Origin of the sequence: Bacillus cereus, from assembly GCF_007678085.1 — a bacterium.
Classification (GTDB): domain Bacteria; phylum Bacillota; class Bacilli; order Bacillales; family Bacillaceae_G; genus Bacillus_A; species Bacillus_A cereus_BE.
Genome location: NZ_VEDW01000001.1, coordinates 1,464,931 through 1,479,041, shown reverse-complemented (window position 1 = coordinate 1,479,041; position 14,111 = coordinate 1,464,931). Strand labels below are relative to the sequence as shown.

Genomic DNA, 14,111 nt, shown 5'->3' with positions numbered 1-14,111 from the left:
ATCTGAAAAGTAACGAAGTAATTGGAGCTGGACAATAAACTAGACACCAAGTTAATTGAAAAATTGCAATGGCATATATCTCCTTATGTCCTAGAATACTTAGCTAAAGAAAAAGTAAATATTGAACCAAGGAGTTAGTTGCATTATGTGGATGGTTTTACCGAAAGGTTTCAAGTACATCACTCATACTCATACAATTATGTAGTTATCCTGAAGCATCTACAGGTGTTCTTATGGACCCTGAAGAACTACTTCGCTTCCTAAGTGCAGTAATTTTATGCAAAATTAAGTGAACGTTTTTGTACATAGATTAGTTGACATTTATATAGGCTTTTTCCATTTTTAAAGATAGTTTTGTTTTTTGTGTTATATTTCAAAAATTACAGATGAAATTTCTATATTCATGAACTCAGCATATAATCATTGTTCGATGAAATGACATACCACGTCCCTTAGAGTTTCAGACATATTACGATAACTTAAAGAAAAAAGATAATAGTAGTCAACGGTTGCTATTATCTTTTTTAACTATTTTTCACTAAAATATCTTATCTGCTGTGCTCATAATTTACTTTTCTAGATTTTATCCTAGTTTAAATTTTATGCATTTGAACTGTTTATACTATTTGTAGGATTTTTAGCTTTTTTGTCGAATACACTTAATGCAAGGAGGGACATTACATGATTATTAAAGATTATTTCATCAATCTTTCTATTTTTTCTTTATTAGTTAGCGCAGCAATATTTATTCAAGTGTTTACAATTAATTTCAGGAAATATTTAGAAAAACTCTATGGAGGGATTATTGCAGTTACGTTAATGTTCTTTTCTTTTCCATACATGGGATTTTCCTACGATCTTCGAGTTGTTCCTCTTATTCTATCTTTTATTTACTTTGGTCGTATTGCTGGTTGGATTACGTTAATTAGCATTATTATAATGCGTATCTTTTACATTGGAGGTTACTGGGAACCTCCTGTGATTGCTTATTTAGGTATGGGTATCCTATTTACTAGTTTTAAAACATATTTTAAAAACCTTCATCCCTTTAAAAGTGCATCTTTCTATTTTTCTGTTTTTGTCGGAATAAAGTGGTTAGTTGGCATATTATTTAATACTACATTACTTTACACAGGAGGCTTATTATATATAGCATTAGGACTTTTGATTGGGCTATTTCTTATGGAAGCCTACCAGAGATTGTATTATTTAACACAAGACTTATCTAAAATAAATCGAGAGTTAAAAAAATCGAAGAAAGAACTTATAGATACCGTACATGAGCTTCAAGGAGGAATTTTTAAATTTAAAAAAGTGGGTAAGCACTTTATACACACTTTATGTGATGGACAGTTTTATTATCAAAACGGATTTTATTCTCAACAGGTGGTAGGAAAAAGCTTACGCACTATTGATGCTTCTATTGTTCCTCCACATTTAGTTCCACAATTGATGAAGTACTATCTTCAGGCGTGGGAAGGGAGAGAAATTATATTTGAATTACCTTGGCCAAATGATAAAACTATTATTCTTATTGCGCTTAGGCCAATTAAACGAAATGGACAAGTTATTGAAGTTGTTGGTTCTACAGTTGATATAACCGAAAGGAAAAAGGTAGAATCAGAATTAAGGGCTACCAAAGAATTATTAGAATCATTTATAAAGCACAATCTAGATGCTATTACCATTTCTGATCGAGAAGGGCATATTTTACAAGCAAATAAAGCTTATGAAAATATATTTGGGTGGTCATCACAAGAAATCATAGGTAAGAGATTACCCTGTGTACCAGATTTTTTAATGGAAGAATCACTCGAAAATATTCAGAAAATTCTAACTAACGAATCCGTAGTGACTAGATTAGAAACTGTTAGACAACGTAACGATGGAAGTCTTCTTGATGTCAGTTTGACAGTTTCTCCTATACTAGATGTAAGAGGAAATGTGATAGCTTTATCAGCAATATGTAGAGACATCTCTGAAAGAAAACAAGCAGAAAGAGAACGGCATCGATTACACCAGCAATTAAGAGATAGTGAAATGAAGTACCGTGCACTAATTGAACAAGCAACTGACGCCATATATGTAGTAGAGCTGAATGAAGATCATGCCCCAAGTCGATTTATTGAGGTAAACCCTGTTGGGTGTAAAAGATTTGGATATAGTAGAGAAGAGTTGCTCTCACTATCATTTCCAGATGTAGTACCACAAGATTCTCGAATGATCGTAAGGTTGTTAGAAAAAATTAAAAAGGGACAAACTTCCTTCACTTTGCAAGATGAATATGTTTTTCCAACGGGAAAAATAATAACAACCGAGTTTAATGTGCGTGTTTTTAAGTTAAATGGTAAAAAGGTCTTTTTAAGTATTTCTCGTGATATTACTGAAAGATTAAAAACAGAAGAATTACTACAAAAATCTGAAAAACTTGCTGTTGTAGGACAATTAGCGACTGTAATGGCTCATGAGATTAATAATCCATTAACTGCAATGAAAGGGTTCATGCAATTACTAAAATCAACGGAAAATGAGAATAATCAGGGTTATATTAATATAGTATCATCAGAGATTGAGCGTATAGAGAGCATTACAACTGAATTTATGGCGGTAGCCAAACCACAGGTGGTAAAAATACAACCTAATGATATTAGTGTGCTAATGGATCAAGTTTTAATGCTACTACAACCTCAAGCAATGATGAATAATATAAAATTTAGAATCGATCTTAACCCTGGTATTCCATTGATTTCATGTGAAGGAAATCAATTAAAACAAGTATTTGTTAATATATTAAAAAATGCAATTGAATCTATGCCGATGGGAGGGGAAATTCTAATTCAATTAAATATACTTGATAATAATCAATTAAGCATTTGTTTTATCGATCAAGGGTGTGGGATTCCAAAAGAACGTATACCATACCTCGGAGAACCTTTTTATAGTATTAAAGAAGAGGGGATTGGCTTAGGGTTAATGATCTGTTATAAAATCATTGAAACACATAAGGGAAAGGTATTTATTGAGAGTGAAGTGAATAAGGGGACTATAGTTGAAGTCACTCTCCCTATTTGTACACTTCAAAATTAATATATTCTTTTACTGAAATTTTTAAGAAACCATACAGAATGTAATGCTAATGTTACTTAATGAAATAATAAAGAGAAGAACACTGGTAAAATTGTACCCTATAGAATAGACACTTGAAAAAGCTTGTTATAAAAACATCCTTTCTTTAGAACCAAAAGAAAGGATGTTTTTAATATCGTAATTCTTCTTGAAAATATTTCTAATATTTACTTGTAATACATTTTTTAACTAATTTTGGTTAAGTTATTTTCAAAGGCGTTATTATTAATTCAATAAGTATACTTACATATCACCATCTCTAATTTTAAAAATTGCAATTTCCTGAAAACTATATATAGTTTCTTTCTGAAAGGAAGGGTATTATCAATTGAAACCACATGAAAGAATATCTGTTTACCCAATAGAATCTTTGCAGGATTTAATGAAATTACTAAAAAAATCTAAAGATTTTATAACGTTGGAAATTGCTTCTAATAAATCCTCTATAGTCATTTCATATTTTAGAACATTAATCGATGTAAATATATTTCATGAAGAGGTTTTGACTTATATAAAAGAGAAGAGCTTCGATTCGTTACAAGATATTCAGTCTGTCTTACCCTTTGAGAATTCAAAAGTAACAAATCAAATGGAAGATATTCAGGATAGTATTTTAAATGGCTATATACTTATTCAGTTTGATACAGATACATTAAATTGTTTGTTAGTAAATGTGTCAAAGAAAGAAAAAAGGGATATTACAAAAGCTGAAATTGAATACAATATTGTGGGTCCGCAAATCGCATTTGTCGAAGATTTAGATGTGAATTTAAATTTGGTACGTAGAAAGCTTCCAACACCTTATTTACAAATGAAGGAATTGAAAGTAGGCGCGCTCTCTAACACAACTGTTGCAATTGTATTTATTGAGGGAATTGTAAATGATCAAAATCTACAAGAAATTATAAAACGGGTAAGCCAAATAAAAACAGACCATGTTTTGGATAGTACTTATTTGATTCAGTTAATTGCAGACAACCCGAATTCTATATTCCCTCAATTTTTGAATACAGAACGTCCTGACCGTGTAGCAGCTGTATTAGCAGAAGGGAAAATTGCACTTTTTGTAGATGGCTCGCCTTATGCTATCACTCTTCCAACAACATTAATTGACTTTTTTTCTACGACAGAAGATTATACCATGCCTTGGATTATGGCCTCATTTTTTCGACTGTTAAGGATTTTTGCTTTTATCTTTTCTGTTTTAACGACTCCATTATATGTTGCGATCTTAACATATCATTATGAGCTAATTCCAAAAGAACTTCTTGAAACGTTGATCATATCGAGAAGTAAAGTACCTTTTCCTCCAGTCATTGAAGCACTTTTTTTAGAAATAACGATTGAATTACTGAGAGAAGCGGGGACACGTTTACCAACTAAAGTGGGTCTAACTGTCGGTATAGTAGGGGGTATTGTTATTGGACAAGCATCGGTAGAGGCAAGTCTTACAAGTAACGTACTTATTATCATTGTTGCACTTTCAGCTCTTAGTTCATTTACAGCACCAATATATCGAATTGGGAATACAATTCGAGTAATTCGTTTTCCTTTTATAATAGCTGCACACCTGTTGGGCTTATTAGGAATTGTTTTAACAAGTTCTTTACTTTTAGCACGCCTATTACGTACAGAATCATTAAGACGTCCTTATTTGTTCCCTTTTTATCCTACACGCCCTACAGATTGGAAAGACAGCATTATACGTATGCCAATCTCAGCGATGTTCCGACGTCCTATTTTTTCAAGGTCTAAACAGCGTTTTCGTTTTAATCCAGAAGGGGTAGAGAAAAATAAAATCAAATCACGAAATGATTTTGATGATTGAAATTAACAGGGAGGAGCATTATGAAACAGGTCCCAATTGAGTATCAAGTCTCTCCATATATGGTATTTTTTTTAATTATTACTATACAGATGGGGGTTGGTATGCTTGGTTTTGAAAGGATTAGTGCAAAATTAGTTGGAAATGATGCGTGGATAAGTACGCTACTTTTTGGAATATCTGTTAATCTTATGATTTGGATCATATATCAGATTTTAAATCAGGGTAATGGAGATATCATTGCAATCAATCAAAACGTGTTTGGGAAATGGATTGGTGGAATGTTCAACTTCATTTTTTTATCTTATATTGTATTGTTAGGTGCAACAACACTACATACTTATATCGAAGTAGTACATGTTTGGATGTTTCCTTCCATTTCATCTTGGATTATAGCAGGGGCTTTTTTGGGTCTATGTTATTACATTGTTACTGGAGGATTTCGGGTAGTTGCCGGAATCGGCTTCTTTGGAATCGTTATCCCAAGCATTCTAATCTTCACATTTTTTTATCCTTTGCAGTATGCAGATTTTCAAAATTTATTTCCAATTGCACAGCATTCATTCCTAGAAATTATGAAAGGAATGAAAGGAAATATGTTTAGCTTTTTTGGATTTGAAATGTTATTGCTGTACTACCCATTTATTAAAAAGGCAAGAACGTCTCAAAAATATGCGCACTATGCAAATTTAGTAACGACTATTGTCTACACATACCTTATGATTTTAACTCTCGCGTTTTTTAGTGAAAAACAACTAGCGAGCGCGATATGGGCATATTTAAGCATGATTAAAATTATACAATTTCCCTTTATAGAGCGGTTTGAATACATTATTGTTTCTGTTTGGGCTTTTTTTATATTACCTAACGTTTCCTTTACATTGTGGGGAGTAAGTCGTGGTATAAAAGAGGCGCTGGGAATAAAGCAAAAATATGTTTTGCCAGTTATCATCGTATTCATCTTCGTTTTATCATTTTTCTTGAATAACCGTAATAAAATTAACTTATTAAATACTTGGACTGGTCAAATTGGCTTTATGTATATATATGTATACTTACCTGTACTATGGTTAATTCAAACCGCCAAAATAAAGTTAAGGAGATAAACATGAAGCGATGGTTACTTTTCATTATAGTAAGTGTCTTCTTAATAGGTTGTGCTAAAACGAAAATTGTGGATGACATTGATTTAGTTCAAGTTGCGGCATATGATACTGAAGCAGAAGGTAAGCTAAAAGGAACCTTTGCGATTTCAGCTTATAAAGGAGGGGGGGAAGGTGAAACGAAAATCTATTCAGCATCAGGCCAGACTGGTAGAGAAGTTCTTGCAAGAGCATCCGAAAAATCTTCTGGACCTCTAGAGTTGGGTCAATTGCGTGTGATTATATTTAATGAAAAAATAATTGAAAAGGGAATGCAGGAAATTTTAGAGACTTTGAACCGAAATCCTAGTGTGGGAAATGCAATTTATTTAGCAATTACAAATGTAAAAGGGGAATCACTATTAAAGGGGAACTATTCTAAAGAAAAAGAAATTTCTTCCTATCTATCCTCTTTACTGGAGCAAAATATGGACAACGGAACGCAGCCAAAAACAAATTTTTTTATGTTTTTAAACCAACTTAATGATGATGCGAGAGATTCATATTTACCGATGATATCTAAAAAAGGTAACGTGTTGGAGTTAAATGGAATAGCACTTTTTAAAAGATGTAAAATGGTTGATAAAGTGAACCCTAAAGATTTATTTGTATTTAAATTGTTGACAGATAATTTTAAACAAGGTACATACCAATTCAAATTACCTGGTTCTTCAAACACGTACGCCACGATAGAGAATATAAAGGCGGGAACGAAATATAAGATGGAGGGGAATAGTAAGCATCCATTCGTAAATGCTCATATTCAAGTTAAAGCTGAAATTCAAGAATTTACAAAAACAAAAAATTTAGATAACCCTAAAGAAATAAAAAAATTAGAAAAAATTATGGGAACAGAAATAGAAAAAAAAGCAACTACATTGATAAAGAGATTTATTAAAAAAGGCACAGATCCTATAGGGCTTAGAAAGCTTGGTAGAACTCACGTAAGGAAATGGAACAGTCAAGAATGGGAAGAATCCTATAAACAGTTACGTTTTCGTGTAACAGCTGATGTAAAAGTAACCCAATCTGGTGTTACAGAATAAATAAATCAAATAAGATGTGGAAAATTTTAATAAAAAATAGAATCTTGCAGGAGATTAGGGAGAAGAGAAACGATTAACAAAGCATTTCATAAACATTAAGATGCTTTGTTAATCGTTTTTATACCTGTAGCTTTATCACTTACAGTAACCATATCAGCATTCCGTGACGCATAATTTCATAATCTACACCAATTCTAAAGGTTACACTTACACCTTGTTACAAGTAATTTATATGATTAAATATAAAACAGTATTAAATAAAGAAGTTCAAAAAGAATTCCCAGAGTTATATACTCAATTCATTAAGCAGACAAATAAAAAATCCATGTTATTAGAATTGATGAAGCTAAAGAAAAAGGGAGGAGTTAAAGGGTAAATTAGTAAAATGAGTGGGTTAAAAAACTATGTTTTATGACATAATTCTTGTTTGAAATCTGTTATACTTCCAAATTCTTTCGATACAGAAATAGACATATAAAAACGCCATCCTTTCCTATGGATCGTCAGAAAGAATAGCGTGTTTTTTTCAAAAATGAGTTCTTTTATTGAAATTCTCTTTTTCTATATGACAGATAAAAGGGCAAGCAGCGCTAAAATAGCAGGAAGTCCTTGTTTCACGATAATTGATTTATTGGATGTGAAACCTCCGAAAATAGCTGCTACCACTACACAAATGACGAAAAATAATTGAACCATATAACCAATGTGATTGTTTCCAAGTATAAGTCCCCAAATGAGGCCAGCTGCTAAAAATCCATTATATAAACCTTGATTTGCAAACATAATGGCTACGTTTCGATCTCCTTCTAAATGCTTCGGCAATTTGAAAGCGCGTTTTGCTACTTTTGAATTAATAAAAAACATTTCGAGAATCATGATAAATAAATGCTCTAATGCTACGATTCCTACTAAAATAGCTGTGATGATTTCCATACTATTCTGCCTCCTTTAGTATTTAATATAAGTTTTATGCTATTTCCATTTTGCAGTTCTCTCAACAGGGAGACGATATGTAGCATATCCTTCGTTGGCTATTTTATCAATAGATAGAATTATAACTGATACATAGCGCTCTTTTTCCAATCCAAAGAATGTATTGTTATTTTCTTTGTCATGCTCTCTGATTGGAGTGGAATCATATTTATGTGCAAGTGCTGTCAGCATGAACTGCATAGAGAGAAGTACTAGATCAATCAGTATAGTTCCACGATTTTTCTTGATATGGAAGTTTTTAAGAAGAATATTTTGTATATGCAAAATATTAAAATATAATTTATAAATGTAAAGTTAATAAAATAAATTCGGATTAATCCTATATATACCGTTTACAAATTAGTTGTCTAAGTATTTTTAGTTTAAAGAGTGTAGTGTCTTCGTTTTTTATTGAATCAACTTTTACATGTTGGTTTAATATTTTCTATTCTCTTGGAACTTAGTTCTCGTTTACTTCTCACAAAAGCAATAAAATCAATTATCTCTTCTGTTGAAAGTGCTTCTCCATCTATTAAAAGTGTTGGATCTGTATCGTTTAGGAGTCTTGTAATATCAATTACATCTTTGTTTTGATGTGAATGTTCAATTCGACCTAATATATAATCTACAGACGTATCAAATAAATCTGCTATTTTAGATAAAGATTGTAATGAAGGTAATCTATAACCATTTTCATAACCAGCATAGGTGCTTTTCGCAATCCCAAGTCGATCTGCTGTCTCTTGTAAGGACCATTTTTGATTTTTTCTTAATTTAGATAAACGTTCCAGCATTCGTCTCATACCCCATCTAATTTTATTAAATTAATTATAACATAGAAAAAGAATCAAGAATAGAAAAAAAGTACGCGTATTGAATACAAAATCTTGATTAATTCAAATTAAGTTCTATAATGATAAATATAAATACGCATTACGCGAACGATATATCGTTGTTTATTTTATGGAGGGGTTGTGTATGAAGAAGATTTTATTACTTGCAACTGGTGGGACAATTGCATCTGTGGAGGGGAATGAAGGGCTTGTTCCAGGATTGTCCGCTGAGGAATTATTGAATTATTTTTCGAAGTCGTCTCGAAACTTAGAAATAGATTGCAAAATCTTACTGAATATTGATAGTACCAATATGCAACCTGAGCATTGGAAAGAAATAGCTAATGCTGTTTTTAATCACTATGATGACTATGACGGGTTTGTGATTACACATGGAACGGATACGTTAGCTTATACATCTTCTGCGTTATCTTATATGCTTCAAGGTTTAAGAAAACCAGTTGTTTTAACAGGCTCACAGGTGCCTATTAGTTTTAAAAAGACAGACGCAAAGAAAAATGTAGCTGATGCTCTTAGATTTGCCTGTGAGGATGTTGGCGGTGTGTTTATTGTTTTTGATAGTAGGGTGATTATTGGGACGAGAGCAGTTAAAATGCGAACAAAAAGTTATGATGCATTTGAAAGTGTGAATTATCCATATGTTGCTGAGGTAAATGAAGATGAAGTGAAATATCATTGGAAGCCAACGTCCTCCCATAATGAACTTTCAATAAATACTAATTTATGTACGGATGTTTTTCTTATGAAATTGTATCCAGGTACAAAGCCAGAGATATTTGATTGTTTAAAAGATTTGTATAAAGGGGTTATTATTGAAAGTTTTGGTAACGGTGGATTACCTTTTGAAGGAAGGAACTTGCTTTCGAAAATTCAAGAGTTGACTGAAATGGGGATTGCTGTAGTGATTACTACTCAATGCCTGGAAGAAGGAGAAGACATACTTCTCTATGAAGTAGGACGGAAAGTGGCGCAACATCAAGTAATATTGTCTGGAGATATGAATACGGAAGCCATCATAGCAAAATTGATGTGGACGCTTGGAAAAACTAATAAATTAGAAGAGATTAAAAAAATTATTGAAGAGCCTTTAGCCTACGATTTAACAATAAAGTCTGATAAGGATTGGTAATGACTTCATATGATTTATTTAGGTTTTACATTTAATATGGGAGAGAAATTAAAATGTCAATGACAAACAAGAACATGCGAGTGGAGAAGGATTTTTTGGGAGCAAAGGAATTACCTATTAAGGCATATTACGGAATTCAAACTTTACGCGCTGTTGAAAATTTCCCGATTACAGGGTACAAAATTCATGAAAGTTTAATTAGGGCGTTCGCAGTTGTAAAAAAAGCAGCAGCGCTTGCGAATACAGATGTAGGAAGATTGGAATTGAACAAGGGCGGCGCAATTGCAGAAGCTGCTCAAGAAATTCTTGATGGAAAATGGCATGATCATTTCATTGTAGATCCAATCCAAGGCGGAGCAGGTACTTCAATGAACATGAATGCAAATGAAGTCATTGCCAATCGTGCTCTTGAATTATTAGGGATGGAAAAGGGAGACTATCATTATATTAGTCCAAATAGTCATGTAAACATGGCACAATCAACAAACGATGCATTTCCAACGGCGATTCATATCGCAACATTAAACGCATTAGAAAGTTTATTACAAACGATGGGTTATATGCATGATGTATTTGAATTAAAAGCAGAACAGTTCGATCATGTGATTAAAATGGGTCGTACACATTTACAAGACGCTGTGCCAATTCGTCTTGGACAAGAATTTAAAGCATACTCTCGCGTACTTGAACGTGATATGAAACGAATTCAGCAATCACGTCAACACTTATATGAAGTAAACATGGGAGCAACTGCAGTTGGTACAGGCTTAAATGCAGACCCAGAATATATTGAAGCAGTTGTAAAACATTTAGCTGCAATTAGTGAGTTACCACTTGTTGGTGCAGAAGACTTAGTAGATGCAACGCAAAATACGGATGCATACACAGAAGTATCAGCAGCACTTAAAGTATGTATGATGAATATGTCTAAAATTGCGAATGACCTTCGATTAATGGCATCAGGTCCACGTGTTGGCTTAGCGGAAATTATGCTACCTGCTCGTCAACCAGGTTCTTCTATTATGCCAGGGAAAGTAAACCCTGTTATGCCAGAAGTAATTAATCAAATTGCATTCCAAGTAATTGGTAACGACCATACAATTTGCCTTGCTTCAGAAGCAGGACAATTAGAATTAAACGTGATGGAACCAGTATTAGTTTTCAACTTACTGCAATCAATTAGTATTATGAATAACGGTTTCCGTGCCTTTACAGATAATTGCTTAAAAGGAATTGAAGCGAATGAAGATCGCTTAAAAGAGTATGTTGAGAAGAGTGTAGGAATTATTACAGCCGTTAACCCTCATATCGGTTATGAGGCAGCAGCTCGCGTTGCGAAAGAAGCAATCGCGACAGGGCAATCCGTTCGAGAACTTTGTGTGAAAAATGGTGTACTGTCACAAGAAGACTTAGAATTAATTCTAGATCCATTCGAAATGACACATCCAGGGATTGCAGGAGCAACCCTTTTAAAGAAAAATTAAAAGAAGAGGGGGACAAGCCCCTCTTCTTTTTTACAATATAGGGATATTATATGTGAATAGAGGTAGGGAGGTTATAAGTAAGTATACAGTGGCGTCTAATGGTTCATAGAAACAAAATTAAGAGGAGCAGAAATATGATTTAAATAAAGAGGATTTATAAAAACATCCTATCACATTAACAACAAGCTTACATGAATTTTTATAAAGAACTATGACCAACCATGAATAAATAGTTGGCCATAATGATCTTAAAGATCCATATCTTTTAATCCGGGACTATGCTCATTTGGCATTTCAGGAAGTTCTGGTACAGGAAAACCTTTTGGCGGTTCCGTTACTGTTAATGTTCCTTTGTTTCTACTTGGGGATTCACCTTGGAATATTTCTCCCATTCTTGTTGGATCTAAACTAAAATTAAATTGTGCGTTATGGAATCCCATGTCTACATATTTTCTGCACTCTGGGTATTTATTAATATCATAGTTCGGCACAGGGAAGAGTTTCCCCCATTCAACTCCTAATGTCTCTAAAGCTTTTGCAAAAGCATTTTGATGTGCATTATCACGTACAATTAAAAATGCAAGAGTTTCTCTAAATGTTTGATTAGAACTCATTTCATAAATTCTAGTCTTTTGAAGTACGCCTGTAGATTCAAGTACGACATTATCTAGTAAATCGCTAATTAAGTTTCCATGACTATATACCCAAGATCCATTCCACGGATTTCCAGCTGCATCAACAGGCAATGAACTTTGAGCACCTACAATAAAGTGGTGAGGGTTTGCATGTTTAACCGCTTCATCAAGCGGTGCTTGGTCAATACCAGCATTTCCTGGCGTAGGTTCACCAGATCCAGTTAATAGCTGATTAATTGTATGTTGTACAAGTTCTACATGGCTTATTTCCTCTAAAAAAACACCTCGAAGTAAATCGCGATATTGCTTCTCTTTACCTCTAAAATTTGAGCTTTGGAAGAAATATTGCATCATTGTACGCATTTCACCATAATGTCCACCTAATATTTCTTGTAAAACTTTTGCAGCAGCTGGGTCTGGTTTATCCGGCTTAATCATATTAATTATTTCTTCTTTATAATAAAACATGAAGTACACCTCTTTTTAAGTTAGTTAACATTGTTATCGTGTCCGCTAGTTGGTTACTTAATACTTAAATTCATTTTTTTACCAATAAACCGTTACCGTAAAATGCAAAGTCTTTTTGAAATAACTATTTTCGATATGAGATGAGAGTGGGGGAATAGCTACTTAGCATGTAATAAAAAAGATAAGATTACGGAGTGTAATCTTACCTTTTCATGAAGAATAATAAATTGTATCTTCAAGGTTTCAAAATGACTTTTATACAATCATCTTCACGATTATTAAAAATTTGATAACCGTAGCTTGCTTCTTCGAGGGGAATTTTGTGTGTAATAATCTCCTTTGGATCGAATTCTTTGTTTGTTATTTTTTCAAATAGTTCTGGCATAAAATGAATAACAGGTGCTTGTCCCATTTTTAGATTAATATTTCTAACCCAAAATGCCCCGAGTGGAAATGCATTATAATTGCCACCATAAACACCAGTCATTTGAACCGTTCCGTATTTTCTTACAGCTTTCGTAGCAATTTGAATAGGACCGAGAGTTCCACCTTGTAATTTTAACTTTTGTTCTAGAAATTCTAGTGGTGATTTTTTTCCATCCATGCCCACGCAATCAATGACTACATCGGCACCGCCATGCGTGATTTCCTTTAAATGTTCTCCCATATCAGGAAATTTTGTAAACTCAAATACCTCAACATTGTTAATCTTTTTTGCATAATTCATTCGGTAATCTAAGTAATCGACTGCGATTACGCGCTTAGCACCTTGCATCCAAGCGAATTTTTGTGTCATTAATCCAACAGGTCCACAACCTAGGACGATAACAGTATCACCTGGCTTAACACCTGCATTTATTACACTCCAATAGGCTGTTGGCAAAACATCGGATAAAAACAGTAGAGATTCATCTTCAAGTTCGCATGATTCTGGTATAACAAATGGAGTGAAATTTCCAAAAGGAACTTTTAAATATTCTGCTTGTCCACCTGGATGGTTACCAAATTTCTCTGTGTAACCAAAGTATCCACCAGAATCGTAATGAGGATTGGAGTTATCACATTGGCTTTCCATTTCATGTTGGCAATAAAAACAATGTCCACAAGCAACGTTAAAGGGGATAACAACACGATCTCCTTTTTTTACTTTCGTAACATCTGGACCAACTTCTTCAACAATGCCCATTGGCTCATGACCAATAACGTACCCTTGCGGTAAAGGCATGTTGCCTTGATATAAATGTAAATCAGAACCGCAAATAGCGGTTGAAGTAATTTTTACAATAATATCATCTTTTTTCTCTAACTTTGCATCATCCACTTGTTTAACTTGTACTTGGTTTGGCCCTTGATAGGTTACAGCTTTCATCTCATATCTCCTTAGAAATCATTTTTCATAATTTATATGTATCTTTTGGCAAAACAGAAAT

General features: G+C 33.2%; 10 protein-coding genes and 2 pseudogenes. 7 read left to right on the top strand and 5 right to left on the bottom strand.

Annotated features, from left to right (window positions below):
* The first annotated feature begins 681 nt into the window (after nucleotides 1–681).
* The 5 genes and pseudogenes from FS742_RS07610 to FS742_RS07590 all read left to right on the top strand — a co-directional run.
* Entirely contained in the window at nucleotides 682–3,087 is a 2,406-nt protein-coding gene (locus FS742_RS07610) for a PAS domain S-box protein (protein WP_144611838.1), read from the top strand.
* Nucleotides 3,088–3,454: 367 nt separating this feature from the next.
* Entirely contained in the window at nucleotides 3,455–4,954 is a 1,500-nt protein-coding gene (locus tag FS742_RS07605) for a spore germination protein (RefSeq protein WP_088081152.1), read from the top strand.
* Between the two features lie 20 nt (nucleotides 4,955–4,974).
* Nucleotides 4,975–6,057 carry a GerAB/ArcD/ProY family transporter gene (locus FS742_RS07600; protein ID WP_144611837.1) on the top strand — a complete coding sequence of 361 codons (1,083 nt, stop codon included), beginning with the start codon at nucleotides 4,975–4,977 and terminating at the stop codon, nucleotides 6,055–6,057.
* A gap of 2 nt (nucleotides 6,058–6,059) precedes the next feature.
* A complete protein-coding gene (locus FS742_RS07595; protein WP_144612077.1) occupies nucleotides 6,060–7,139 on the top strand; it encodes a Ger(x)C family spore germination protein in 1,080 nt (359 codons plus the stop codon).
* Nucleotides 7,140–7,350: 211 nt separating this feature from the next.
* Nucleotides 7,351–7,525: pseudogene (locus tag FS742_RS07590) on the top strand (nucleotide excision repair endonuclease); the annotation flags it as partial.
* A 175-nt stretch (nucleotides 7,526–7,700) separates the two neighbouring features.
* Here FS742_RS07590 and FS742_RS07585 read toward each other — a convergent pair.
* From FS742_RS07585 to ansR, 3 genes and pseudogenes are all read right to left on the bottom strand, one after another.
* Nucleotides 7,701–8,072, bottom strand: coding sequence for a DUF1304 domain-containing protein (locus FS742_RS07585; protein WP_088081149.1), 372 nt, complete (start codon nucleotides 8,070–8,072; stop codon nucleotides 7,701–7,703).
* A 39-nt stretch (nucleotides 8,073–8,111) separates the two neighbouring features.
* Nucleotides 8,112–8,351: pseudogene (locus tag FS742_RS28185) on the bottom strand (nitroreductase family protein); the annotation flags it as partial.
* A 176-nt stretch (nucleotides 8,352–8,527) separates the two neighbouring features.
* Nucleotides 8,528–8,905 carry an HTH-type transcriptional regulator AnsR gene (gene ansR / locus FS742_RS07575; protein ID WP_144611836.1) on the bottom strand — a complete coding sequence of 126 codons (378 nt, stop codon included), beginning with the start codon at nucleotides 8,903–8,905 and terminating at the stop codon, nucleotides 8,528–8,530.
* A 184-nt stretch (nucleotides 8,906–9,089) separates the two neighbouring features.
* Here ansR and ansA point away from each other — a divergent pair, with 184 nt between their 5' ends.
* Nucleotides 9,090–10,094 (top strand): asparaginase, encoded by a 1,005-nt coding sequence (ansA, locus tag FS742_RS07570; RefSeq protein WP_144611835.1) that lies wholly within the window; start codon nucleotides 9,090–9,092, stop codon nucleotides 10,092–10,094.
* 53 nt (nucleotides 10,095–10,147) lie between these two features.
* On the top strand, nucleotides 10,148–11,578 hold the full coding sequence (gene aspA, locus FS742_RS07565) for an aspartate ammonia-lyase (protein ID WP_144611834.1): 1,431 nt from the start codon (nucleotides 10,148–10,150) through the stop codon (nucleotides 11,576–11,578).
* Between the two features lie 248 nt (nucleotides 11,579–11,826).
* Here the strand turns inward: aspA and FS742_RS07560 are convergent, their stop codons facing one another.
* Complete coding sequence (locus FS742_RS07560; RefSeq protein ID WP_144611833.1) at nucleotides 11,827–12,681, bottom strand: manganese catalase family protein; 855 nt, start codon at nucleotides 12,679–12,681, stop codon at nucleotides 11,827–11,829.
* A 235-nt stretch (nucleotides 12,682–12,916) separates the two neighbouring features.
* On the bottom strand, nucleotides 12,917–14,050 hold the full coding sequence (locus FS742_RS07555) for a zinc-dependent alcohol dehydrogenase (RefSeq protein WP_098520552.1): 1,134 nt from the start codon (nucleotides 14,048–14,050) through the stop codon (nucleotides 12,917–12,919).
* Between the last annotated feature and the right edge of the window lie 61 nt (nucleotides 14,051–14,111).